Raw genomic sequence first — 22,423 nt, 5'->3', positions numbered from 1 at the left:
TGCGATGCGCCCTCCGGGCTAGTGCGAAACCGTGACTGGTGGTGCGCCGGTGTCCTCGTCATCGTCGTCGTCGCTGCCGGGGGGCACCCGGCACAGTTCTTCGGCGACCAGTCCCCCAGCCAGCAGGAGCCCGGCTCCGACGATCGTCGCTGACACGGCCGCCACCGAGCCTACCCCGATCACCGAGCGGGTCAGGAGGTACGCGATCGCGCCACCGGCAAAGCCCGCGATGAGCGCTCCAGACAGGGCGGACGCCTTCGCCAGCATGAGGATGCGCGTCGCGTAGAACGGGTCGATCGGGGTCGCGGTCTTCTTGCGCACCGTGCGCCGAATCGGCAGCGCCAGTACGACGATGAGCACCCCGATCAGGGCCAGCGCGACAGCGAGCGTGATCGGCGGGATCAGGATTGGTCGCCCGGTCGTCGCCAGCGCCGTCTCGACGAAGGCGCCGACGATCGCGCCGAGCACGATCAACAGCACGATCGTGAGTGCCCCGGTGCGCTTCACGCCGACACCTCCTCGGCGAGCGGACGGGCCGGATACTCGGTGACCGGATCAGTTGCCGCCCTCAGCAGGTCGGCCACCCGTCCATGCCCGTGCAGCACGGCATCCGGTTGCACCTGCGACCACGGCGCGAGCACGAACGCACGCTGCCACGCGCGTGGATGCGGGAGGCTGAGCTCGGCAGTGTCGCGGCTCAGGCCGGCGAAGTCGATGAGATCGAGGTCGATGGTGCGGTCCCCCCACCGTTCGGCGCGCACCCGTCCGAGCTCGTGCTCGATGCGCTGCAACTGCTCGAGCAGCCGCTCCGGCGAGAGCGCGGAGCGCACCAGGACCACCGCGTTGAGGTAGCTGGGGGCGGACTCGTCGATGCCGTCGGGCTTGAGCGCGGGAGTCTCGACGATCCCGGATGCCGCAAGAACGACCACGCCGGAGACTGCCGCTAACTCGCGCACGGCGTCACGCAACGTCTGCTCGCGATCGCCCAGGTTGCTGCCGAGGGCGACGACAGCCGGAAGCTCGACTCGTTTGCGCATCACCGGCTCCGCGTGAGCGTCACCGCGACATCCTCGAATGGCACCGAGATGGGCGCCTGCGGCTTGTGCACAGTCACCTCGACAGTCTGCGCGGTCGGGAACTCGAATACGACGTCGACGATCCTCGCCGCGAGTGTCTCGATCAGGTCGACCGGGTCACGCTCAACCGCGGCAACGACCCGTTCGGCCAGCACCCCGTAGTGCAGGGTCTCGTCGAGGTCGTCGCTGCGCGATGCCGCGCTCAGGTCGGCCCACACGGTGACGTCGATGACGAACTCCTGCCCGTCGCGCCGCTCGTGTTCGTATACCCCGTGGTTGCCGGTGGCACGCAACCCGGTGATCGACAGCCTGTCGGCGCTCATGCGCCGGCCTTCGGTGCGGCGCCGGTCCGGCGGCCATCGTTCCAGGCTGACCACACGTCGAGCGCCGCACGGGTGGCGGCGACGTCGTGCACGCGCACACCCCACGCGCCGGATTCGGCTGCGAGGGCGCTGATCACCGCGGTGGGCGCGTCCCGCTCGGCCGTCGGTGCGTCATCCGGGACCAACGGCGCCAGGAAGCGTTTGCGGGAGGCGCCGACCAGCACGCGCTGACCGACACTCGTCAGTTCGGAGAGGCGACCGAGGAGCTGCCAGTTGTGCTCGGCGTCCTTGGCGAAGCCGAGGCCAGGGTCGAGGATGATGCGTCGCGGCTTGACGCCCCACACGATCATCTCCGCGACGCGGTGCTTGAGCTCTTCGCGCACGTCCCGCACGACGTCGCGGTACACGGCCTTCGTATCGCTGGGTCCGCGCCAGTGCGAAATGATGTAGTCCAGTCCGGTCTGCGCGACGATCCGGCCCATCTCCCGGTCGGCGAGGCCACCGGAGACATCGTTGATCATCGCGACGCCCGCGTCGGCGGCGGCGGCCGCAGTCGCGGAGTTCATCGTGTCGACGCTCACCGCGATGTCACGCGCGACCAGTTCCTTGATCACCGGCATGATCCGGCGCAGCTCCTCGTCGACGGTGAGGCGCTCCGAGCCCGGCCGTGTCGACTCGCCACCGACGTCGATGATGTTCGCGCCGGCCTCCACCATCGCGGTCGCGTGGGTGATGGCGTCGTCGAGTCTGCTGTACCGGCCGCCGTCGCTGAAGGAATCGGGGGTGATGTTGAGGATGCCCATGATCGCTGGACGCCTAGCCTCGCTGGCCCTCGCCCTCTTCGCCTTCACTGAAGCATCCCCTCTCGTCCGTGTGTTCCGTGACATTCCTACCCGTGGTCACTGCCAATAAGCGCAATGGCCTCGGCACGCGCCGCCGGCTCGCTGAGCGAGCCGCGGGTCGCCAGGGTGACCGTGGTGCTCTCGGTTTGCTGCACCCCGCGGGCTGTAACGCATCCGTGGCTCGCCTCCAGGACCACGATGACGCCGAGCGGGTCGAGGCCGCTGTCGAGGGCATCTGCGATCTGCTCGGTCAACCGCTCCTGCAACTGCGGGCGCGAGGCGAGCGTGTCAACAACGCGGGGCAGCTTGCCGAGGCCGACCACCCGATCGCGCGGCACATAGCCGACATGCGCGGTGCCGAGGAACGGCAGCAGGTGGTGTTCGCACATGGACCGGAACTTGATGCCCCGCAACAGCACGAGCTCCCCGGAGAGCGCACCGGCGTCGACCAGGTCGGAGGTCGCAGACAGGTGCACCAGCGGGTCGGCGCCGACGCCGGAGAAGAAGTCACTCCACGCCTCGGCGACCCGCGCCGGGGTCTGCTGCAGACCCGGACGGTTGACGTCCTCGCCGATCGCCGCCAGGAGTTCGGATACCGCGGCCTCGATGCGCGATGCGTCGAACGCGCCACCCACCGTCTCGCCGCCCACCACGGTCACCGCTTGACTACGCGGTCGCGATGCCGGGCTGGGTGCGCCGGGTCTTCTGCTTCGGCTTGCTCGGCTCGGACTCGACACCACCATCAACGGCCTCCGCGTCGATCGGGGCCTTCGGCACCATCACCGGCGGGCGGCTCGACACCGGACGGTCGGTGCTCGAGAGCCACTGCGGGCGCTCGGGCAGCAATGTCACGTCGGCGAAGATCTCGGCGAGCTGCAGGTGGTCGAGTGTCTCTTTCTCGAGCAGTTCGGTCGCGAGCCGGTCGAGCACGTCGCGGTTCTCGTTGAGCACCTGCCATGCCTCGTCGTGTGCCTGCTCGATGAGCGCACGCACTTCGGCGTCGACGCGTTCGGCGATGGTCTCCGAGTAGTCGCGCTGGTGGCCCATGTCGCGGCCGAGGAAGACCTCGCCGCTGGACTGGCCCAGCTTGACGGCTCCGACGTTTGAGCTCATGCCGTACTCGGTCACCATCTTGCGGGCGATCGAGGTGGCCTTCTCGATGTCGTTGGAGGCGCCGGTAGTCGGGTCGTGGAAAACGATCTCCTCGGCGACGCGGCCACCCATCGCGTAGGTCAGCTGGTCGAGCAGTTCGTTGCGGGTGACCGAGTACTTGTCCTCGAGCGGGAGCACCATGGTGTAGCCCAGGGCGCGACCGCGCGGCAGGATGGTGACCTTCGTCACGGGGTCGGTGTGGCGCATCGCCGCGGCAGCGAGCGCGTGGCCGCCCTCGTGGTACGCGGTGATGAGCTTCTCCTTGTCCTTCATCACACGTGTGCGGCGCTGTGGGCCTGCCATGACCCGGTCGACCGCCTCGTCGAGGGCGCGGTTGTCGATGAGCTGAGCGTTAGAGCGTGCGGTGAGAAGCGCGGCCTCGTTGAGGACGTTCGCGAGGTCGGCGCCCGTGAAGCCGGGCGTCTTGCGTGCGAGCACCTCCAGGTCGACGCCGGCGGCCATCGGCTTGCCCTGCGCGTGCACCTGGAGGATCTGCTTGCGACCCTGCAGGTCGGGTGCGTCGACGCCGATCTGCCGGTCGAAGCGCCCGGGGCGCAACAGCGCAGGGTCGAGGATGTCGGGACGGTTCGTCGCCGCGATCATGATGACGTTGGTCTTGACGTCGAAGCCGTCCATCTCGACGAGCAGCTGGTTGAGGGTCTGCTCGCGTTCGTCGTGCCCGCCGCCCATGCCGGCGCCGCGGTGACGGCCGACGGCGTCGATCTCGTCGACGAAGATGATGGCCGGGGCGTTCTCCTTCGCCTGCTGGAACAGGTCGCGCACTCGGCTCGCGCCGACACCGACGAACATCTCGACGAAGTCGGAACCGGAGATCGAGTAGAACGGCACGCCCGCCTCACCGGCGACGGCGCGCGCGAGCAGCGTCTTGCCGGTTCCCGGAGGGCCGTACAGCAGCACACCCTTCGGGATGCGCGCGCCCACGGCCTGGAACCTCGACGGATCCTTCAAAAAGTCTTTGATCTCGTGAAGCTCTTCGACAGCCTCTTCGGCGCCAGCGACATCCGCGAACGTGACCTTGGGGCTCTCCTTCGAGACCAGCTTCGCCTTCGACTTGCCGAACTGCATGACCCGGCTGCCGCCGCCCTGCATGCTGGAGATCAGGAACCAGAAGATCAGGCCGATGATGAGGAACGGCAGGATGAGCCCGAGCAGCGACATCCACCAGCTGCCCTTGTCGACTTCGTCGTCGAAGCTCTTCAGGCTCGAGGTGCTGACGGCATCGACGACCTCGGCGCCACGCGGTGCCGCGTAGTAGAACTGCACCTGCTCGCCCTGGTCGCCGGCTTCCTTGAGCACCAGGTCGACGCGCTGTTCGGCGTCGACGATCTTCGCGCTCTCGACCTTGTCGCTCGAGAGCAGTTCAAGGCCCTGCTGGGTCGTGATCTCCTTGAAGCCGGAGCCGCCAAGGAGCATGAAGCCGAAGGAGACGGCCACGATCGCTACCAGGATGTAGACGAAGGGGCCGCGAAAGAAGCGCTTGAAATCCATGAGTGATCCGGGCACGTCACCCGGCACCTTTCTTCATATGAGGGTAGCGGAGGGCCGCTGAGCGGCATCCGCGTGTTTGCTGGAGGCGTAACGGCTGCGGTGCTCCGCATCTCGGTGGTCAAGCCAGTCGAGACCCCCATCCGATGAAAGGCGCGGACTCTCCCTCGCAAAGGGGCGAAAGATGTTCACTTCTGCACTATCGTCAGGTTCACGATCTCCGGATGTGGGGCGAACCATGAATTCCGAGAATGCGTTGCCGCTTCGCTTCAACCCGCCACTCGGCTGGCCGACCCCGTCGGAAGAATGGCTCGTTGGTCACCTGGGATGGGAACCACCGGTTGGCTGGATTCCCCGACAGGGACTCATCGCAGCCCCACCCGGCTGGGCGTTCTGGACCAAGAATGAAACTGCGTGGTCGCCGCTTGCCGAAGCTGTTCGGGCAGCCGCTTGGAAGTCGTTCTGGATCGGCGCTGCTCTGTTCGTCGGCGGGATCGTCATCACGTTGGTCGGCGCGTCGACCGGTGGCCCCTTCTTTGTCTTCTGGGGCGCGGTGCTGTGGGGCGCGATCCAGATGATTCGCGCCGGGATTGGTTTGGGCCGAACCGACACTCGAGTCATGGACCAGGTGCGGACGGTGTCCGCGAGCAACAAGGAAGAGCTCGACCGCATCGCCTACCAGCAGCACGTCTCCTCGGTTCAGGTACCGCCGATGAGCCTTGACGACTTCGTCTCAATGCGCGAAGCGATGTCGTGGAGCGAAGCATCGAGTAGTCACTCCGTCGCCCACAGTTCCGGGCAGTGGCTGCCGCTGCAGGCTCCGGCATCCAACGCCAAGAAGCCTCGCGCCAAACTTCTATTGTGGTTGTCTGTTGCTGTCGTGGGAATCGGGCTGACTGCGGCGGTCGTGGCAACAGCGGTCTCTATCGGAACGAACGCCGACTCCGATGAGTCCCAACCACGGCTGAACGCCGCCGAGTTCGACTGGTATTACGTAGCTGACGACGACCCGGCCTTGTCGCGTTGTTCGGACGAGGACGGATGCTGGGCGTGGCGAATCGTGTCACCAGCAGACTGCCTCGCGACCGTGACTCTCGGTTTCTCCACCTCTCCCACGTCCGAGATCGAGCACACATTCGAACGAGACGTGAAGCTGGACTCATCGGAGGACACTTCAGTCGTAGTTGGGGCAAGACTGGCCCAAGGATACGACTACGGCTACATCCTAGATGTCCAGTGCTAGGCGCACTCCGTCGAAGGGCCAGGGTCTCGACACGCTCGAGCACCGGCTGACCCGGATCCGGTCTCGCCGGCGGCCATCCGCCCCCTGTTGTGCAGGACATTTCCCGGATCTCGGGCCTGGATGCCTAACATCGCTCGGTTGGGCCGAATGTCCTGCAGAACAAGGAATCTCCTGCACAACAGGGGCTCTGACCCTCTGGCCCGAGCCGCGTATTCGACTGGAGGGGCCTACTGGTAGACGCGGGGGGCGAGCACGCCGACACCGCGCAGGTTGCGGTAACGCTCCGCGTAGTCGAGGCCGTAGCCGACGACGAACTCGTTCGGGATGTCGAAGCCCACATAGCGCACGTCGACGGGCACCTTGGCGGCTTCCGGCTTGCGGAGCAGGGCGAGCACCTCCACCGACTTCGCACCACGGCTCTGCAGGTTCGCAAGCAGCCAGGACAGCGTCAGGCCGGAGTCGATGATGTCCTCGACGATCAGCACGCGCTTGTCGATGATGTCGGTGTCGAGGTCCTTCAGGATGCGGACGACACCGGATGACTGTGTGCCGGAGCCGTAGGACGACACCGCCATCCAGTCCATCGCGACGGGCAGCTTGAGTTCACGGGCCAGGTCGGCCATGACCATGACGGCGCCTTTCAGCACCCCCACGAGCAGTGGCGGCTCGTCGGCATAGTCGGCCTCGATCCGGCGTGCGAGTTCGGCGATCTTGGCGTGCAGCTCGTCCTGGGTGAGGAGGATCTCGGTGAGGTCGCCCTCGACGTCGCTCAGTTCCATCTCGGCGCGTGTTCCCTTTGCTCGGTGACCGATCGGCGGTCAGTGGCTCGCGGTGAAGACGAGACGGCCGCCCTGACGATTCACTCTAACGCCCGGGAGGTGCACGTCCCCCTGACCATGCCAGTCGGTGACCAGCCGGGCAACCGCGATGGTCTGCGTTCGGGAAAGCGCAACCCCGAACTCGGCGAGCACCGCGTGCCGGATGATGCGCTGCCGCAGCGCTGCAGGATTAGCCGCCAGGCCCGCAACCGACAGCGACAGGCCGGCCTCGGCGTGCTCGGCGAGATCCTCGACCTGCTCCTCGGCGAAGGAGTCGAGCGCCTCGGCATCCTCCCGCAACTGCTCCGCCGTGCGGGCGAGCGCCTCGGCGACTCCCGGTCCCAGCTCTGCCTCGAGCACCGGCATGACGAGGTCGCGCGCACGTACGCGCAAGAAAGAGGGATCGCTGTTCTGTGGATCGTCCCACGGGTCGAGGCCGGCGTCGACGCAGAATTGAACGGTCTGGGCGCGGCGGATGCCCAGCAACGGCCGCAACACCCTCACCTGGCCGTGACTGTCGTCGGCCATCCCCTGCAGGCTCGTGGCCCCGCTGCCGCGGGCCAGCCCGAGCAGAACAGTCTCGGCCTGGTCATCGAGCGTGTGACCGAGCAGCACCGCACGCGCGCCTGTCTCGGCGACAGCCTCGGCGAACGCCGCGTAGCGGGCGGTGCGTGCTGCGGCTTCCGGCCCGCCCGCCGTCCCGACGTGCACGGCGCGGACGATCACCGGAGCGAGCCCGAGGTCGGCCGCCTGTCGCGCGGCCCTGGCCGCGACATCCGCTGACCCGGCCTGCAGGCCGTGGTCGACGATGATCGCGCCGGCGCGCAGGCCCGCCCTCGGCGCCTCGAACGCCGTCGCGGCCGCGAGTGCGAGCGAGTCGGCCCCACCGCTCAGCCCGACCAGCACGTCAGCCCCCTGCTCAGCGGAGCCGATCGGGGCCAGCCGCGCGAGCGACACCCGCACCGCGCGGCGCACGTCGGCGACCTCGGGCGTGAGGCGAGGGCGGAAGTTCATCCAGTAACGTTATTCCCTGCAACTCACCGTCTTCGAGAGGAACCCCGCATGCCTGGTTACGACGCTGTCATCGAGATCCCGCGGGGCAGCCGTAACAAGTACGAGGTCGACCACGAAACCGGACGAGTCTTCCTCGACCGCGTGCTGTACACGAGCTTCGTCTACCCGACCGATTACGGCTACTTCGAGAACACTCTCGGTCTCGACGGCGACCCGGTCGACGTGCTCGTGCTGACCGAGTATCCGCTCTTCCCCGGCGTCGGCCTGAAGGCCCGGCCGGTGGGCGTCTTCAACATGACGGATGACGGTGGCTCCGACGCGAAGGTCATCGCGGTTCCGGATGGCGACCCGCGCTGGAACCACATCCAGGACGTGAACGACATCCCGGAGTTCACGCGCAAGGAGATCGAGCACTTCTTCGAGCACTACAAGGACCTCGAGCCGGGCAAGTGGGTCAAGACCGAGGGCTGGGGCGACGCCGCGGAAGCCGAGTCGATCATTCAGGCGGGCATCGAGAAGCTCGCATCCGAAGGGCACTGACTCCGGCGCGTACGACGCGCCCGAGGGCGACTCCGGCGCGCTGACTTACGAGTTCGAGAGTTCGGAAGCTAGAGGGTCACGCCTCGGTCGGCCATGAAATAGACCGGGTTGTACGGGTTCCCGCTCACGCGCGTCTCGAAGTGCAGGTGGCAGCCGGTGGAGTTGCCGGTGCTGCCGACCCTGGCGATGAACTGCCCGGCCGAAACTCGCTGACCATGGCTGACCCCAATTCCGCCCTCCATGATGTGCGCGTACGACGTCGTCACGCCTCCGCCGTGGTCAACACGAACGAAGTAGCCGTACCCGTAGTTCCAACCGGCGTACGTGACGGTGCCCCCGCTGGCGGCGAAGATGCCCGTGGCACAGCCGGCGCCGAGGTCGGTGCCCGCATGCAGTGTGTAAACGCCGGTGACGGGATTGGTGCGCATGCCGTAGTGGCTCGAGATCCCGCCTCCGGATGGGCGGGCCCAGCCGCCTGAGCCGACCTGACCGCCGCTGCCAGCTGCGGCTTCCTCCGCTGCCCTGCGGCGACGCTCCTCCTCCGCCTTGCGGATGGCCTCGCCCTCTTGGTACTGCTCGACCGTGCGGTTGGCGGTGTCCTCGAGCGCAGCGAGCTGTGCCTGCAGCGTCTGAACGTGCGCTTCCTGGGCGGCCAGGGCCGCCTCAGCGGCTATCGCTGCCTCCTGCGCCTCGGCGAACGCCTGCTCAGCGGCTTCGGCCAGCACCTTCAGTGCGTCCTTGGCGACGTTCGCCTGGTCGGTGAGCGCCTGCGCGTTGTTCTGGTCCTGCTGCGCCTTCGCGTACAGCCCGTTGGACTGTTCGGCGATCTTCGCCGCCATTCCGAGTTGCGACAGCAGGTCGCGTGCGTCGTCGCCGTTGAAGAACAGCCGGGAGGAGAGGTCTCCGCCCCCGGTGCGCGACTGGCGTGCTGCCATCTGGCCCGCCTGCCGCATGGACTCCTCGGCGCGGACCTTGGCATCGTCGGCCTGCTTTTGAAGCTGCTCGGCCTTGAATGCGGCCGTGTCGTGGGCCAGCTCAGCTTCGTAGAACTTCTTGCCCTTCTCGATGGCCTCCTGCTGAGTGCGCTCAACGTCGGCCTGCAGCTGGGCGATGAGCGTCTCGATGCGCTGCTTCTCGGCCGCCTTGGCTGCGACGTTCGCCTTGGCCTTCTTGACGTCTTCCCAGCTGGGGTATCCTGCGGCGTAGGCCGGCTCAGCTGATCCGGTGGCGATAGTACCGGTGAGGAGCATGCCGGTGATTGCAAGCGCGGCGACGAGACGGCTGCGACGCCATCCGGATTCCCGGACCCCCCGCGCGGTACCCTGAAGGCTCATTCGCTCCGACTCTCCTGGCACGGCGTTCCCCCGAAAGTCACGCCAGTAACACTGTTAACATCCGTCACAGTAGCAAAGTTCGGGTTTTTCGCCCACCCTCTACAACTTTCGACCCGTGGTTGAACCTAGCCGGTAGCATCCGGATGCCGGACATTTCGCCCGGTGTGGTGCAGATCGGGAGTGATCCTCGTGCGTTTGCGAAGTCGCGGACTCACCCGTATGCTTGGCTGTCGGTAGCTAAGAGGTTCACGCTTCGCGGCCCCATCGTTTAGTGGCCTAGGACACCGCCCTTTCACGGCGGCAGCACGGGTTCGAATCCCGTTGGGGTCACCAAACCGCAAAGAACTTAATAGCTTGGCCCTGTAGCGCAGTTGGTTAGCGCGCCGCCCTGTCACGGCGGAGGTCGCCGGTTCAAGTCCGGTCAGGGTCGCAAGGCACGGTCACTCTCGCCAGTGGCTGTGCCTTATGGCTCTGTAGCTCAGTTGGTAGAGCGTTCGACTGAAAATCGAAAGGTCACCGGATCGACGCCGGTCGGAGCCACCATCTTGAACCTCGGCCTTACGGTCACTGCACTAAGCCGCTGGCCTGACACTTGCCGTCGTAATCCTGCTGCTCAATCAGCAGGCGTGGTGGGAGCGGCGAGGAGCATGACTGCGCAACGACTCCCAATCGGCATTTCTTTGCTTGAAGGCCCCAAGCCACGGTTCAAGTATTTAGGGGATGCCGTAGTCGTTGGTGGGGACACGGCTTGGGCACTGCTCAGCAGGTGCTCTCGACGGCGTCGTCCAGCGCCCTCAGAGACGCACCCAGCGCCTGGACGGCTGTTCCGACGTCGGTGATCGCCTGCGCCGAGGGCGAGGTAGTGGCCGCTTCGACGCTGGAGCCGACGGAGGCGGCGGCCTGCTCGACAGCGTCGATCTCGGTGGCGTACTCGTCCTTGGCGTCGTCCTTGACTTTGCCCAGATCGGACTGCACCTGATTGAGGTTGTCTCGCAAGTCCGCCATAGCGCCCTGGTCGAGGTCCACGTTCGTCACGTCCTCGACCGACGCCTTTAGCGAGTCGACCGCCGAGCAAATCGCGGCTGGTTCATCCTGGGCGGGTGGTTCGTCCTGGGCGCATCCCGCAGTGATCGTTGCCATCAGGAGTAAGCCCGCGGCCACGATAGGGGCAGTAGCCCGTTTCATCATGGCAGCCACGGTACTGCCGCTGCGTTTCGGCATCATCATCCATAGCGGGTGATCGGGGCCGGCGGGTGGCTTTCAGGATCCCGAGATAGTCGAAGACTTGGCGCCCGCTCAACGTCCGGCTTGCACCGCAAGAAGACAGGTTCTCATGGCCGAGACCAGGGAGGACAACTTTTCATCAACCTGGCCGTGCGCCCGGTTCTCGAAAATGGGCTGACAATTGTCGATCAACCGGCGCAATGGGAGGACGATTAAGGGACATCCACCGTAAGGAGGCTGGTGATGTGCTACTCATGGAATGAGGACTTCGAGAAGAGCGAACGGGCCAATGTTGCTCAGGAAGATCCCCGGAAGACGGTGCCTGAACGGCGCCCGGAGGAACCGGTCCGGTCAGAGCGGCTGACATTCTGGACTGTTGGTCGGCGCGACCGCGCGACCGAAGAGGCGACTAAGGACCGCACTCTCGAGAAGGTTTAGCAGGAGACAGGAATGCCCCGCCCACTAGGGCGAGGCATTCCTTCGCACTGGGCCGTGAAGCCTCTGCCCTACCTCGGCTGGTCATCAGGACAGGGCGATGAGGTCGAGTTCCCGAATCACCCCCGCCACTCGCTCGCGTGCATCGCCTTGAAGTCCGCGCAGTGGCCGGGGAATGCTGTTGGGCTTCACCAGTCCGGCCAACTCGGCGATCGCGGCGGTCACCCTGAAGCTGCCCCCGAGCTCAGCGAACAGATTCCACAGCGGTTGCAGCCGTTCTGACTCGGCGATAGCTGTCGCCGAGTCACCGCTGCGCGCGGCACGCGTGATAGTTAGGGCAGGCTCCGGCACGGTGCCCGCGATGACTGAGTACCATGCGTCGCACCCGGCGTTCAAGCCGGTTGCCGCGGACGCGTCGCCGGAGATGCCGACGGTAACCCGATCGGGCAAGGCAGACCGGATTTTCTCTACGCGCTCTCGCGCAGCATCCGTGTCGGCGGGGAGCCCCGGAATCTTGATTGACGCGATGTTGGGCAGCTGCGCTACGCGTGAGTAGAGGGCGTCGCTGAACTCGAAGTGGGTGGTTCCCGGGTTGTCGTAGACAATCACTGGCAGCGTGGTCGCCTCCGCCAGTTCCTCGTAGAGCCCGAACACGTCGTCGTCGGTGAGCGGCTGGTAGGACATAGGGGCTACCAAGAACCCCGCAGCGCCCGCCTGTTCGGCGTCCCGGGCCAGTTCCAGCACCTGCGAAGTGCGCAACGCCCCGACACCCACGAACACCGGAACTCCTCCAGCGTGTCGGAGCGCAATCCGGGCCACCCGTCGGCGCTCGTCGTGGTTCAGGTAGGCGTAGGAGCCCGTAGAGCCGAGCGCGGTGATTGAGTCGACACCGGCCGCCGCGAGCCGCTCAATGAGTCCGGCATAGGCATGTTCATCGATGCTGTCGTCGTGAAGTGGGGTGAGCGGGAACGCACTGAGGTCGGTGAACATGTGTGTCCTTTTAGGTAGCACGGCACTTAGACAAGCGCGCCGTAGCATCGTTTCATGGACGACGAAGCATTTTCCCCGGAGAGCCTCACCGCGCAGGCGCTGGGCTGGGTGGACGAGCAGACTCGGGCGATCTCACCGCCGATCCACGTGTCCAGCACGTATCTGCGCGATGCCGACAATCAGTACCGGTCCGGTCGTATCTACATGCGCGACAACAACCCGTCGTTCGACCAGGCGGAGGCGCTGGTCACCACGTTGGAGGGCGGACACGAGACCATGCTGTTCGCGAGCGGGATGGCCGCGGCGACATCCGTTTTCCAGGCGCTCCACCCGGGCGATCACGTTCTGGCCCCGAAAGTCATGTACTGGAGCCTGCGCAATTGGTTGACCGGTTTCGCCACCTCGTGGGGGCTGGACGTGGAGCTCATCGACATGACGGATGCGTCGGCCGTCCAGGCCGCCATCCGGCCCGGCGTCACCAGGTTGGTGTGGGCGGAGACCCCGGCGAATCCGCTCTGGACGGTCACCGACATCGCAGCCACCGCCGAACTTGCCCACGCGGCCGGCGCCCTGCTCGCCGTCGACTCGACTCCGGCAACGCCCGTGCACACCCGGCCGCTCGAACTGGGCGCGGACCTGGTGATGCACTCGGCAACCAAGTACCTGAACGGGCACTCCGACCTGACCGCGGGAACGGTCACCACCCGCGCCGACAACGAGCACTGGCAACGCGTGCGCAGCGTGCGCGCCCAGATCGGCGGAACCCTCGGCTCGTTCGAGTCGTGGCTGCTTCTGCGCGGCATGCGGACGCTGTTTCTCCGCGTGCGCGCTGCGAGCGCGTCAGCCCTGCGCATCGCGGAACACTTCGAAGGACATCCGCACGTGGCCCAGGTGCTCTATCCGGGTCTTCCGTCGAGCCACGGTCACGACATCGCGAAACGGCAGATGCACGATGGTTTCGGCGGAATGCTGTCGATCCGCGCTGTGGGCGGCGAGCGCGCGGCCATCGCGGTTGCGGCGAACACGCGCCTCTGGAAGCGAGCGACGTCGCTCGGTGGCGTCGAAAGCCTCATCGAGCACCGCGCGAGCGCTGAAGGTGCCGGGTCGCCGGCACCGGATGACCTGCTCAGGCTGTCCGTCGGCATCGAGCACACCGACGACCTGATCTCGGATCTCGAGCGGGCCCTCGCAACCGCGCACTCCTAGGACCCGGCCCGAAGGCCTCGGGGAAGTCTGGCAGTGTTGAAAGCATGATGACTGACGATCTCGGCACGCAGGAAGACCACCGTCGGTCCTCGCTCGTCACGATGATTACGGATGACCCGGGACGACTGCGCCGGCGCAGCATCTCGCTTGGTGTCTCCCCCAATGATGCGGACGATGTCGCGCAGACGGTGCTGCTCCGAGCATGGAGGTCTGTTGAGCACCTGCAAACCCCGGAGCCGGGGCAGATGTGCTCGTGGTTGGACACCATTGCCAGGAACGCGGTAACTGATCTTTCACGACAGCAGTCACGTCGTCCTATCGATGAACTGGATGAAGATGTATCCGACACGCGGAGCGTGACGCAGGAGGTCGAGATGCGCGTAATTCTCGACGGGGCGCTTCAGGCAATCCACAATCTTCCCGCGACCTTGCGGGAACCGCTGCTCATGAGCGTGGCCGATGATCTCTCCGCCCCGGAGATCGCCGAACGGCTTCGGATTACCCCGGCGACCGCGCGCCAGCGGATCGCCCGGGCTCGGAAGGCGCTTGCCGCCTGCCGAGCCTCAGGCATGTCCGAATCACCGTGAACAACAAGCGTTAGGCCGGCCCCCCGCAGGATCGCGGCGGCCGGCCATCCGCATGTGGGCTAGGCGGTGCCAAACGGGTTGTCGATGACGTAACGCCATCCGTGCTGCTCGTCATAGACGGCCACGTCGGCGGTCGTACCAGCGAGCGCCATCTCGGAGCCATCTGGACCAGTGCCGTTGATCGTCCAGTCAGCGACCGCGAGACCGGTGTTGCCGTTCTGGAAGACGTGGCGAACGGTCATGGTGATCGGCAGGTTCAAGCCCAGGAATTGCTCGAGCGCGCCACGCACGGCAGCCTCGCCCTGCACCGCTTGCCCGGGGGCCGGAACGAACACGACATTGTCGACATTGAGCGCCATCAGGCCATCAAGGTCGCGAGCGTTGAACCGATCTGCGAACGCGAGATTGAGCTGGTTGAGTGCGGCAACGGGGGTAGCCATTGTTGTGTGTCCTTTCACTGTGAAGCCAGCCGTCTGCTGACCTCTACTAAGAAAGACGCTCCAGCTCGCGATGTGTGACATCCGCTTCGTATCAGCGGGGCTAGCGCGGCATGTGCCCCAGGAACTGCTGTGGATTCAACGGGGGGCGGTTCGACTCGCGCATCCGGGCGCGGAAGCCCTCGTCAACGCTGCCGACGTACAGCCATCCCATGAGATGCTCCTGCTCGGTCAGGCCGTGCGCGGCGCGCACCTGCGGCGTGTTCGCGAGCAGCCCGGTGCGCCACATGACACCCCAGCCGGCTTGCCACAGCGCAAGCTCGAGCAGGTGACCGGCACCGGCCGCGGTTGCTCGCTGTTCCCACTCCGGCACTTTCGGGTGAGGCTTCGGGCTCGCCACCACGGCGATCAAGAGCTCGGCTCGGAACGGCTTCGTGTTGTACTCCCCCGGCCCACGCACCTCGCCGGCCGCGGCGTCGAGGGCCTCAGCGAGGCGCATCCGGTCATCACCACGCAGGATGATGAGCCGCCACGGGCGCAACGCTTTGTGGTCGGCGACCGGTGTCACCGCCGCGAGCAAGTCGGCCAGTTCGTCGTCGCTGGGGGTCTCGGGCCCGACCTTCGACACCGAGCGTCGCGCCGCCATCGAGTCGAGGACAGGGTCTGAGAAGTACTTCATGCGCCCATTGTCCCCCCGGCCCTCCGATGTGCAGCGATGATCTCCAGCGGAAACTCATGCATGTAGCTCGTGGCACGCGTCGTTAGCCTTGCACCCGTGAGTGCGGCCCAGAAGCTCTACTCAATGCTCATCAGGCGGAATCCGCAGGCTGAGGAGGCGATGCCAACCGAGGTGCGAACGGACATCGCACCAAACGGGCTGCGGCTGGTGCTCGCCAACGCGCTGCAGTCGTCTGGAGATCAGACCGTCAACGCATCCACGGTGCTGCCCTGGCTGCTCGTGGCACTCGGAGCGCCGACGGCCCTCATTGGCCTACTGGTCCCGATCCGCGAATCGGGATCGATGCTCCCGCAAGCGTTTCTCACACCGCTGATCCTGCGCATCCGGCATCGCAAATGGATCTTCATCGCCGGCGCGCTCGTGCAGGCCGCGGCAGTCGCAGTGATGGCCGGGACCGCCGCGCTCGGCCAGGGTCTCGCGGCAGGTCTCGCCATCGTTGGTGCGCTCACGGTGTTCTCGCTCGGCCGGTGCCTGTGCTCCATCGCGTCGAAGGACGTGCAGGGTCGCACTATTCCTAAGGGCGAACGAGGGCAGATCAACGGTCTCGCGACCACGGCTGCCGGCCTCGTCGCGCTCACACTCGGGCTCGCGCTCCGGGTGTTCGGCGGCGAGAGTCTTGCGGCTTCGCAGCTCGCGTGGTTGCTCGCAGCGGGTGCTGCGCTGTGGGTGCTCGTGGCAGTCACCTACGTCGGGATACGCGAACCCGCGGGCGAACCGACTGCCATCGAGGGTGCATCCGGAAGCGAACGCGGGCCGCGCGACGCCAACTGGTTCGTGCAGATGCTGACCCTGCTGCGAGACGACAAGCCGTTCCGGCAGTTCGTGACTGTGCGAAGCCTGTTGCTCGTCTCGGCGTTGAGCCCGCCGTTCGTGGTGGCGCTGTCAATCGAGGTCGGCGCCGACAGTCTCGGCGGGCTGGGCGGTTTCATCATCGCCTCTGGCCTCTCGGCGCTCATCGGCGGGCGGATCTTCGGGCGACTCGCCGACAGATCGAGCAAGCGCCTCATGAGCGCCGGGGCGGGTGTGGCGTCGGCGCTCGTTCTCGCGACCGTGCTGATCGTGACGCTGCCCGGAGTCGGTGGCGCGGGCTGGATCAACCTGTTCTTCATCGCCGCGTATTTCGCGCTCACTCTAGTGCACACGGGCGTGCGGGTCGGACGCAAGACCTACATTGTCGACATGGCCGAGGGCGACCAGCGCACCGCCTACGTCGCCGTGTCGAACTCTGCGCTCGGGGTGATCTTGCTGATCGTGGGCGGCATCAGCTCGCTGTTGGCGGTTGTCGGCGTCGTGTGGGCTCTCGTGTTTCTCGCGTCGCTTGGGCTGGTCGGGGTTGTCGCAGGGGCGCGACTTCCCGACGTGTCCCGCCGGTAGCGGGACGCCGACGGTCTTTCGGCCTTGATGCGAGGATGGTTCTTCATCGTACGGATCGGCCGCGCGTCGTTCTGTTCTTGAAGCGGGGGTGGGTGCGCCAGGTGACAGCTGACACGCGAACCGGTTCGTTTCGCAATCGCGCGTTCGCACGCTACTTCTCGGCGGTAGCGGTCGGTGCGTTTGGTACGGCACTGACAGCGGTGGCGATGCCCGTGCTGGTGGTCGATGTGCTCGGGGCCAGCGCGCTCGAGGTCGGGATCGTGAACTCGGCGCAGTTCATTCCTTATGCGCTGCTCGGGCTTCTCGCGGGCGTGTATGTCGACCGTTGGCGACGACAGCGCGTGCTTGTGTTGGCGAGCTTGGGTCGCGCCATCTGCCTCGCGCTCATCCCCGCGTTCTGGTTCGTCGGGATGTTGCACCTTTGGGTGCTCGTTGTGCTGCTTCTCCTGTTCGGTGCTTTCTCCGTGTTCGGATTCGCCGCCGCGCAGTCGCTGTTGCCGCAGATCGTGGAACGGCGCGCGCTGCGAGCATCGAACGCGCGACTTGATCAGGCAGAGGCGAGCGCGCAGACTGTCGGTCCTACTTTCGGCGGCTTCTTGGTCAGTGTCATCGGCGCGCCGCTCGCGATCGCCGTGGATGCCGTGACGTACGTCGTCGAGGCCGTGCTGATCGCTGGCATCCGCGTGATGGAGACTGTGAAGCGAGAATCAGGTCGGCGCTCCGTGCGACGCGAGGTGGCCGAAGGGCTGCGCTGGACATATCGACATCGCGTTCTCGGGCCGCTCGCTTGGTCAACCCATCTATGGTTCTTCGCGAATGCCGCTGCGCTCACGGTGCTGGCCGTGTTCACCCTGCGCACTCTGGATTTCGACGCATTCGTCTACGGTCTGATGTTCGCGGTGGGAGGCATCGCAACCCTGATCGGCGCAACTCTCGCGCCACGCGCCGGTGCACGGTTCGGATCGGGCGCCACGATCACCGCCGGCCGAGCCATCTATCCCGTGGCCTGGATCCTGGTCTTACTCGCGCCGGCCGGGGAAGCACCGCAGGCGGATGCTGTCGCCCTTGCTCTCGTCTTTTCGGCGTTTGCGCTTCAGGGGTTCGCCGGCGGGTTGGAGAATGCGAATGAGATGAGCTTCCGCCAAGGGCTGACACCCGACGCGCTGCTCGGCCGGGTGAATGGCACCATGCGATCCGCCAACCGCACGATGGGCGCTCTTGGCGCGCTGGCGGGAGGAACCGCCGCGACACTGCTCGGGGAGCGACCTGCGCTCATGATCATCGTTTGCCTCTTCGCGGCCGCCTTCATAGTCGCAATCGCCTCACCACTGCGGACGGCACGCGACGACGAAGACGCGCCCATCAGCTGACGCACTGGGTCGCCGCCGATTGGGCCGCTGCGTTCCGGCGGCTGTCGGCGGAGCGTTCTATCGTTCTCGCAAGAGTCTCGACGAGCCACGGAGCTGGAGGAACGATGAGCGAGGCAACGGATGCGGCACCGCGGATGAGCGCGAAGACGTTTCACAAGCAGCCGGGCGTCGAGGACTGGCGCGTGCTGTTCTGGGGCGCCTATGTGCACTACGTGTGCGATTCCCTCTCACACGCGGTAGAACTGGCGGGCGCGGTCGGGCGAATCGCCGACGATGTGGGACACTTCCCCGACCTCGACGTGCGGCCGCACGGGGTGACGATCCGCACGTCCACCCGGCGTGATGGCGGGCTCGGTCCGCTCGACGCGGAATTGGCCCGACGCATCCAGGAAGCGGCCCGAGAGGCGGGCTACCGCTCCGATCCGTCGAAGCTGCAGGTGACCGGAATCGCCGTCGCGCAGGACCGCGACGCCGACGTGCGCCCGTTCTGGGCGACGATCATGGGCTACGACCTGCTCGGCGACGAGGATGCGATCGATCCGCAACGCCGCGGCCCGCACGTGTGGGTGCACGAACTGGATCCGCCGAAGCCGGGTCGCGGACGCACCCACATCGACTTGTCACTGCCCGCCGACCAGGCAGAGGCAAGGGTCGCCGCGGCGCTCGCAGCCGGCGGTCGGCTGGTCAACTCGAACTCTCCCCACTGGTGGACGATCGCGTCGCCCGAGAACCATGGCATCGACATCGCGGCGTGGCCGGACTTCGAGGACTTCGACGAAGAAGACTAGGCGGCCAGTCCAGCACCGCCCTCCAGCTGCTTGACATCGTCGTGCTCACGCAAGAACCCCCGATCGCTCGGGGGTTCTTGCGTTCATGGCCGCTGGGCGACGGTCAGGCTGCGACTTTCACCTTTTCGGCAGCACGCACCGGCCGCGAGAGGTAGCGCCCGGCACTGTCGTCGAGTTCCTCGAGCCACGGCGTGTGGTGCACGGCTGCCATAGTGCCGGTCATTACCGACCGATACACCGCGTCACGGTAGGTGAGCACGTTGCGTTTCTTGTCCTGTTTCCAGGCCAGGAAGATCCGCCCGACTTCCTCGAGGTCGAACATCGGGTAGTCCGTTGCGGAGATCAAGTCCTTGATGTAGTCAGCCTGGAACCGCACCTCGTCCGCGGCACCGTCGAGCGACGCCAGCCGCGCCAGCCACTCGTCCATGCTGCGGCGCTGCTCAGCAGCATCCGGAACCACTGCTGCTCCGAGGATCAGGTCGCGGACGTACCACGCCTGCGCATCGAACATGTTGAAGGTGAACCACTGGTCCTGGGCGCCCAGGTAGAACAGCCTGTCGTTGCCCTCGCGGACAACGCCGCGATACAGCGTGTCGGGGTACAGGGTGTTGCGGGAGTCCAGCGCCAGATCGGATGGGAGGAACGGGTAATGGTGGAGGTAACCAGTGCAGAGCACCACCGCGTCGAAACGTTTGCTGGTTCCGTCGATGAAGTGCGCGACCGAACCGTCGAAGTGGTCCACTAGCGGCACCTCGGACATGTTCTCGGGCCAGTCCAATCCCATCGGTCGCGTGCGGTAGCTGATGGTGATTGAGCGGGCGCCCATCTTGTGCGCCTGCACGCCGATGTCCTCGGCCGAGTAGCTGGCGCCGATAAGGAGAACGTCCCTGCCGGCAAGCGGTTCTGCACCCCTGAAGTCGTGCGCGTGGCGCAGGCTGCCGGGGAAGGTCTCGATTCCGGGGAAGGTCGGCACATTGGGAACACTGAAGTGGCCCGAGCCAACAACGACGTAGTCGAACTCCTCGGAGTAGGTGGTCTTGTTCGCAAGGTCCTCGACGGTCACGGTGAAGGTCTGGGTGTCCTCGTGGAACTCGACCCAGCGCGCTGCGGTGGCGAAGCGCACTAACTTCTTCACGTCGCTCTTGCGGGCGCGGCCATCGATGTAGTCCCAGAGCACGGCGCGAGGAGGATACGACGAGATCGGGCGGCCGAAGTGGTCATCGAATGTGTACTCTGCGAACTCCAGCGCTTCCTTCGGCCCGTTCGACCACAGGTTGCGGTACATGCTCGAGTGAACCGGTTCGCCGTACTGGTCCATGCCCGTTCGCCAGGTGTAATTCCACTGACCGCCCCAATCATCCTGCTTCTCAAAGCAGACGATGTCGGGGATCTCATGGCCGGCCTTCCGTGCCGATTCGAATGCCCGAAGTTGGGCCATTCCACTGGGTCCAGCTCCGATGATTGCGACGCGCTTACGCAATACGTACCTCTCCGGCTTTGCAGCCTGAAATCATCCGTCCATGACCTCGGCGATCGATCGCCGGTCCGGTGGCGGGGTCGAAATCTTCTCCAGCCAGTCGCAGAAAAAGTTCGCGGCACTATTGCTGGAGAGGAATGCCGCGTTATTCACACCGGCACCATCCCAACCTAACAGGAGGGGGATCTGAGGCAGCCGGGAGCGCCCTTGCCGAGGGTCGCTAACGGTCCCTGCGGGGCATCCGCAAGGGCGATATCTGACCCGTCAGACTGTTGTGGCGCCGAGATTGCGCAGCGCGGCGCCGTCGAGGCGAAAGGTTGTCCACTCATCCATCGGCATGGCGCCGAGGGCCTTGTAGAACTCGATCGATGGCTGGTTCCAGTCCAGCACAGCCCACTCCAACCGCTTGTAACCGCGCTCAGCACACTCGCGCGCGAGCGCCGCGAGCAGCGCCTTGCCGAAGCCAGAACCGCGGTGCGTCGGCTGCACGAACAGGTCCTCGAGGTGGATGCCGTGAGTCCCCTCCCACGTCGAGAATGTCAGGAACCAGATCGCACACCCGACGAGCTCACCGCGCTCCTCGACAACGTGCGCGAACACCGCCGGGGACTCGCCGAAGAGGTGGCGCTCGAGGTCCTCGACCGTGGTGCGCACGGCATCCGGCTCCTTCTCATAGATCGCAAGCTCGTGAATGAGGCGAAGGAGCTGCGGGCAGTCCCCGATCACTGCGCGGCGCAGGACGGTTTCAGGGCCGAGAGTGGTGTTCGTCACCCAAGAACACTAATGCGGGCGCGAATGTCGGCTGGCTGGGGGATCTCGGCAAGCTCGATCAGCGAGGCGCAGGCATCGACCCGTGATTACACAGGAGAACTTGCCTAGGCTGGATTGTCCGAAAAAGAAAGCAGGCCACATGCCGACCATCGACCTGACCGCACAGGACTTCGAGAAGACCGTCACCGCACCCGGAATCACGCTTGTGGACTTCTGGGCCGACTGGTGCGGACCGTGCAAGCAGTTCAGCCCGATCTACGAGGCCGCGAGCGACGCCAACTCCGACGTGACGTTCGCCAAGGTCGACACCGAGGCCGAGCAGGCCCTCGCCGGCGCCGCTGGCATCACCGCGATCCCCACCCTCATGGCATTCCGTGACGGCGTGCTCGTCTTCGCCCAGCCGGGCGCACTCCCCGCACCGGCGCTCGACCAGGTGCTCACCGCGGTTCGCGAGCTCGACATGGACAAGGTGCACGCGCAGATCGCCGAGCAGGCCACACAGGGCGAGCAGGCCGAAGAAACCGCCTAACTCAGACCAGTCCCTCGCGGAACGCGAGGATGACCGCCTGAACCCGGTCGCGCAACTCCAGCTTCTGCAGAATGCGCCCGACGTGAGTCTTCACCGTCGACTCGCTGAGGAACAGCTCGCTCGCGATCTCAGGGTTCGACAGCCCACGACCGATGGCGATGAGCACCTCCCGTTCACGATCCGTCAGCAGATCCAGTTTTCCGGATGCCTGCCCGCCCGTCTCGGGAAGCTTTCCCGAGTAAAGGTCCAGCATCCGGCGTGTGATGCGCGGTGACACGATCGCCTCACCGCTGTACACAGCGCGGATCGCCGCGACCAGTTCCGCAGCGGGCGCATCCTTCAGCAGGAATCCGCTCGCACCGGCATTCAGCCCGCCGAACGCGTACTCGTCCAGGTCGAAGGTCGTGAGCACGATGACCCGCGCATCGGGCATTTCGGCGATGATCCGCCGGGTGGCCTCGATGCCGTCGAGGCCGGGCATCCGCACGTCCATCAGGATGACGTCCGGGCGCAGCTCGAGCGCACGCTCGACCGCGGTGAACCCGTCGGCCGCCTCCCCCGCGACGGTGATGTCCTCCTCGTTCTGCAACACCATCGCGAGCCCCATGCGCAGCAGATCCTGGTCGTCGACCAGCATCACCCGGATCG

24 protein-coding genes and 3 tRNA genes are annotated in these 22,423 nt (G+C 66.0%); 11 read left to right on the top strand and 16 right to left on the bottom strand.

All coding sequences use genetic code 11. The features are described 5' to 3' along the window. Positions 1 to 18: 18 nt before the first annotated feature. From IRG63_RS05230 to ftsH, 6 genes are all read right to left on the bottom strand, one after another. Entirely contained in the window at positions 19 to 507 is a 489-nt protein-coding gene (locus tag IRG63_RS05230) for a DUF3180 domain-containing protein (RefSeq protein WP_168626143.1), read from the bottom strand. Beyond that, on the bottom strand, positions 504 to 1,037 hold the full coding sequence (gene folK, locus IRG63_RS05225; protein ID WP_168626142.1) for a 2-amino-4-hydroxy-6-hydroxymethyldihydropteridine diphosphokinase: 534 nt from the start codon (positions 1,035 to 1,037) through the stop codon (positions 504 to 506). The genes IRG63_RS05230 and folK overlap by 4 nt, the downstream gene beginning before the upstream one ends. Then, the gene (folB, locus tag IRG63_RS05220) at positions 1,037 to 1,399 is read right to left on the bottom strand and encodes a dihydroneopterin aldolase (protein ID WP_168626141.1); all 363 of its coding nucleotides are present in this window, start codon (positions 1,397 to 1,399) and stop codon (positions 1,037 to 1,039) included. The genes folK and folB overlap by 1 nt, the downstream gene beginning before the upstream one ends. Next, positions 1,396 to 2,202: a dihydropteroate synthase gene (gene folP / locus IRG63_RS05215; protein WP_168626140.1), complete on the bottom strand. Its 807-nt coding sequence runs from the start codon at positions 2,200 to 2,202 to the stop codon at positions 1,396 to 1,398. The genes folB and folP overlap by 4 nt, the downstream gene beginning before the upstream one ends. Before the next feature lie 86 nt (positions 2,203 to 2,288). Next, on the bottom strand, positions 2,289 to 2,900 hold the full coding sequence (gene folE, locus IRG63_RS05210) for a GTP cyclohydrolase I FolE (protein ID WP_349236117.1): 612 nt from the start codon (positions 2,898 to 2,900) through the stop codon (positions 2,289 to 2,291). A gap of 7 nt (positions 2,901 to 2,907) precedes the next feature. Then, positions 2,908 to 4,902 (bottom strand): ATP-dependent zinc metalloprotease FtsH, encoded by a 1,995-nt coding sequence (gene ftsH / locus IRG63_RS05205; RefSeq protein ID WP_168626138.1) that lies wholly within the window; start codon positions 4,900 to 4,902, stop codon positions 2,908 to 2,910. A 235-nt stretch (positions 4,903 to 5,137) separates the two neighbouring features. Here ftsH and IRG63_RS05200 point away from each other — a divergent pair, with 235 nt between their 5' ends. After that, a complete protein-coding gene (locus tag IRG63_RS05200; protein WP_168626137.1) occupies positions 5,138 to 6,142 on the top strand; it encodes a hypothetical protein in 1,005 nt (334 codons plus the stop codon). 227 nt (positions 6,143 to 6,369) lie between these two features. Here the strand turns inward: IRG63_RS05200 and hpt are convergent, their stop codons facing one another. Both hpt and tilS read right to left on the bottom strand, forming a co-directional pair. After that, a complete protein-coding gene (gene hpt, locus IRG63_RS05195; RefSeq protein WP_168626136.1) occupies positions 6,370 to 6,921 on the bottom strand; it encodes a hypoxanthine phosphoribosyltransferase in 552 nt (183 codons plus the stop codon). A 39-nt stretch (positions 6,922 to 6,960) separates the two neighbouring features. After that, positions 6,961 to 7,974, bottom strand: coding sequence for a tRNA lysidine(34) synthetase TilS (tilS, locus tag IRG63_RS05190; RefSeq protein ID WP_168626135.1), 1,014 nt, complete (start codon positions 7,972 to 7,974; stop codon positions 6,961 to 6,963). Positions 7,975 to 8,022: 48 nt separating this feature from the next. Here tilS and ppa point away from each other — a divergent pair, with 48 nt between their 5' ends. Further along, positions 8,023 to 8,514, top strand: a complete 492-nt coding sequence (gene ppa / locus IRG63_RS05185) for an inorganic diphosphatase (RefSeq protein ID WP_168626134.1) — start codon at positions 8,023 to 8,025, stop codon at positions 8,512 to 8,514. Positions 8,515 to 8,582: 68 nt separating this feature from the next. On the opposite strand, the gene IRG63_RS05180 is transcribed toward ppa, so the two are convergent. Beyond that, positions 8,583 to 9,848 (bottom strand): M23 family metallopeptidase, encoded by a 1,266-nt coding sequence (locus IRG63_RS05180; protein ID WP_227411729.1) that lies wholly within the window; start codon positions 9,846 to 9,848, stop codon positions 8,583 to 8,585. A gap of 257 nt (positions 9,849 to 10,105) precedes the next feature. On the opposite strand from IRG63_RS05180, the gene IRG63_RS05175 reads away from it, so the two are divergent. The 3 genes from IRG63_RS05175 to IRG63_RS05165 all read left to right on the top strand — a co-directional run bounded on the left by IRG63_RS05175 (position 10,106) and on the right by IRG63_RS05165 (position 10,391). Then, positions 10,106 to 10,181, top strand: a tRNA-Glu gene (locus IRG63_RS05175). 23 nt (positions 10,182 to 10,204) lie between these two features. Next, a tRNA-Asp gene (locus IRG63_RS05170) sits at positions 10,205 to 10,278 on the top strand. Positions 10,279 to 10,315: 37 nt separating this feature from the next. Continuing rightward, positions 10,316 to 10,391, top strand: a tRNA-Phe gene (locus IRG63_RS05165). A gap of 216 nt (positions 10,392 to 10,607) precedes the next feature. On the opposite strand, the gene IRG63_RS05160 is transcribed toward IRG63_RS05165, so the two are convergent. Together IRG63_RS05160 and IRG63_RS05155 are read right to left on the bottom strand one after the other, a co-directional pair. Next, entirely contained in the window at positions 10,608 to 11,069 is a 462-nt protein-coding gene (locus IRG63_RS05160; RefSeq protein ID WP_193509402.1) for a hypothetical protein, read from the bottom strand. A 525-nt stretch (positions 11,070 to 11,594) separates the two neighbouring features. Then, complete coding sequence (locus IRG63_RS05155; protein WP_168626132.1) at positions 11,595 to 12,497, bottom strand: dihydrodipicolinate synthase family protein; 903 nt, start codon at positions 12,495 to 12,497, stop codon at positions 11,595 to 11,597. A gap of 54 nt (positions 12,498 to 12,551) precedes the next feature. Between IRG63_RS05155 and IRG63_RS05150 the strand changes: the two genes are divergently transcribed. Then, entirely contained in the window at positions 12,552 to 13,703 is a 1,152-nt protein-coding gene (locus IRG63_RS05150; RefSeq protein WP_168626131.1) for a PLP-dependent aspartate aminotransferase family protein, read from the top strand. A gap of 44 nt (positions 13,704 to 13,747) precedes the next feature. Continuing rightward, positions 13,748 to 14,290, top strand: coding sequence for an RNA polymerase sigma factor (locus IRG63_RS05145; protein ID WP_168626130.1), 543 nt, complete (start codon positions 13,748 to 13,750; stop codon positions 14,288 to 14,290). 59 nt (positions 14,291 to 14,349) lie between these two features. On the opposite strand, the gene IRG63_RS05140 is transcribed toward IRG63_RS05145, so the two are convergent. Both IRG63_RS05140 and IRG63_RS05135 read right to left on the bottom strand, forming a co-directional pair. Beyond that, positions 14,350 to 14,730 (bottom strand): nuclear transport factor 2 family protein, encoded by a 381-nt coding sequence (locus IRG63_RS05140; RefSeq protein WP_168626129.1) that lies wholly within the window; start codon positions 14,728 to 14,730, stop codon positions 14,350 to 14,352. A gap of 100 nt (positions 14,731 to 14,830) precedes the next feature. Then, complete coding sequence (locus IRG63_RS05135) at positions 14,831 to 15,406, bottom strand: nitroreductase (protein ID WP_168626128.1); 576 nt, start codon at positions 15,404 to 15,406, stop codon at positions 14,831 to 14,833. A gap of 96 nt (positions 15,407 to 15,502) precedes the next feature. Between IRG63_RS05135 and IRG63_RS05130 the strand changes: the two genes are divergently transcribed. The 3 genes from IRG63_RS05130 to IRG63_RS05120 all read left to right on the top strand — a co-directional run bounded on the left by IRG63_RS05130 (position 15,503) and on the right by IRG63_RS05120 (position 18,998). Beyond that, positions 15,503 to 16,840 (top strand): MFS transporter, encoded by a 1,338-nt coding sequence (locus IRG63_RS05130; protein ID WP_168626127.1) that lies wholly within the window; start codon positions 15,503 to 15,505, stop codon positions 16,838 to 16,840. Positions 16,841 to 16,941: 101 nt separating this feature from the next. Further along, positions 16,942 to 18,210 (top strand): MFS transporter, encoded by a 1,269-nt coding sequence (locus tag IRG63_RS05125; RefSeq protein ID WP_349236116.1) that lies wholly within the window; start codon positions 16,942 to 16,944, stop codon positions 18,208 to 18,210. 104 nt (positions 18,211 to 18,314) lie between these two features. After that, positions 18,315 to 18,998, top strand: a complete 684-nt coding sequence (locus IRG63_RS05120) for a VOC family protein (protein ID WP_193509400.1) — start codon at positions 18,315 to 18,317, stop codon at positions 18,996 to 18,998. 103 nt (positions 18,999 to 19,101) lie between these two features. On the opposite strand, the gene IRG63_RS05115 is transcribed toward IRG63_RS05120, so the two are convergent. Continuing rightward, entirely contained in the window at positions 19,102 to 20,436 is a 1,335-nt protein-coding gene (locus IRG63_RS05115) for an NAD(P)-binding domain-containing protein (protein ID WP_370566181.1), read from the bottom strand. A 303-nt stretch (positions 20,437 to 20,739) separates the two neighbouring features. Further along, positions 20,740 to 21,246 (bottom strand): GNAT family N-acetyltransferase, encoded by a 507-nt coding sequence (locus IRG63_RS05110; protein WP_193509398.1) that lies wholly within the window; start codon positions 21,244 to 21,246, stop codon positions 20,740 to 20,742. 139 nt (positions 21,247 to 21,385) lie between these two features. Between IRG63_RS05110 and IRG63_RS05105 the strand changes: the two genes are divergently transcribed. Continuing rightward, on the top strand, positions 21,386 to 21,775 hold the full coding sequence (locus tag IRG63_RS05105; RefSeq protein WP_193509397.1) for a co-chaperone YbbN: 390 nt from the start codon (positions 21,386 to 21,388) through the stop codon (positions 21,773 to 21,775). 1 nt (position 21,776) lies between these two features. Here the strand turns inward: IRG63_RS05105 and IRG63_RS05100 are convergent, their stop codons facing one another. Continuing rightward, a complete protein-coding gene (locus IRG63_RS05100) occupies positions 21,777 to 22,412 on the bottom strand; it encodes a response regulator transcription factor (protein ID WP_193509575.1) in 636 nt (211 codons plus the stop codon). Positions 22,413 to 22,423: the final 11 nt, after the last annotated feature.

The organism is Cryobacterium sp. BB736, assembly GCF_014980265.1.
Taxonomy (GTDB): Bacteria; Actinomycetota; Actinomycetes; order Actinomycetales; family Microbacteriaceae; genus Terrimesophilobacter.
This window is presented reverse-complemented; position numbering and strand designations above follow the sequence as displayed.

What these genes read in the sequence shown, in the direction of transcription:
- folK (WP_168626142.1), bottom strand. Translation starts at nt 1,037, where the DNA reads ATGCGCAAACGAGTCGAGCTTCCGGCTGTCGTCGCCCTCGGCAGCAAC.
- folB (WP_168626141.1), bottom strand. Translation starts at nt 1,399, where the DNA reads ATGAGCGCCGACAGGCTGTCGATCACCGGGTTGCGTGCCACCGGCAAC.
- folP (WP_168626140.1), bottom strand. Translation starts at nt 2,202, where the DNA reads ATGGGCATCCTCAACATCACCCCCGATTCCTTCAGCGACGGCGGCCGG.
- ftsH (WP_168626138.1), bottom strand. Translation starts at nt 4,902, where the DNA reads ATGGATTTCAAGCGCTTCTTTCGCGGCCCCTTCGTCTACATCCTGGTA.
- IRG63_RS05200 (WP_168626137.1), top strand. Translation starts at nt 5,138, where the DNA reads ATGAATTCCGAGAATGCGTTGCCGCTTCGCTTCAACCCGCCACTCGGC.
- hpt (WP_168626136.1), bottom strand. Translation starts at nt 6,921, where the DNA reads ATGGAACTGAGCGACGTCGAGGGCGACCTCACCGAGATCCTCCTCACC.
- tilS (WP_168626135.1), bottom strand. Translation starts at nt 7,974, where the DNA reads ATGAACTTCCGCCCTCGCCTCACGCCCGAGGTCGCCGACGTGCGCCGC.
- ppa (WP_168626134.1), top strand. Translation starts at nt 8,023, where the DNA reads ATGCCTGGTTACGACGCTGTCATCGAGATCCCGCGGGGCAGCCGTAAC.
- IRG63_RS05180 (WP_227411729.1), bottom strand. Translation starts at nt 9,848, where the DNA reads ATGAGCCTTCAGGGTACCGCGCGGGGGGTCCGGGAATCCGGATGGCGT.
- IRG63_RS05160 (WP_193509402.1), bottom strand. Translation starts at nt 11,069, where the DNA reads ATGCCGAAACGCAGCGGCAGTACCGTGGCTGCCATGATGAAACGGGCT.
- IRG63_RS05155 (WP_168626132.1), bottom strand. Translation starts at nt 12,497, where the DNA reads ATGTTCACCGACCTCAGTGCGTTCCCGCTCACCCCACTTCACGACGAC.
- IRG63_RS05150 (WP_168626131.1), top strand. Translation starts at nt 12,552, where the DNA reads ATGGACGACGAAGCATTTTCCCCGGAGAGCCTCACCGCGCAGGCGCTG.
- IRG63_RS05145 (WP_168626130.1), top strand. Translation starts at nt 13,748, where the DNA reads ATGATGACTGACGATCTCGGCACGCAGGAAGACCACCGTCGGTCCTCG.
- IRG63_RS05140 (WP_168626129.1), bottom strand. Translation starts at nt 14,730, where the DNA reads ATGGCTACCCCCGTTGCCGCACTCAACCAGCTCAATCTCGCGTTCGCA.
- IRG63_RS05135 (WP_168626128.1), bottom strand. Translation starts at nt 15,406, where the DNA reads ATGAAGTACTTCTCAGACCCTGTCCTCGACTCGATGGCGGCGCGACGC.
- IRG63_RS05120 (WP_193509400.1), top strand. Translation starts at nt 18,315, where the DNA reads ATGAGCGAGGCAACGGATGCGGCACCGCGGATGAGCGCGAAGACGTTT.
- IRG63_RS05115 (WP_370566181.1), bottom strand. Translation starts at nt 20,436, where the DNA reads ATGGCCCAACTTCGGGCATTCGAATCGGCACGGAAGGCCGGCCATGAG.
- IRG63_RS05105 (WP_193509397.1), top strand. Translation starts at nt 21,386, where the DNA reads ATGCCGACCATCGACCTGACCGCACAGGACTTCGAGAAGACCGTCACC.
- IRG63_RS05100 (WP_193509575.1), bottom strand. Translation starts at nt 22,412, where the DNA reads ATGCTGGTCGACGACCAGGATCTGCTGCGCATGGGGCTCGCGATGGTG.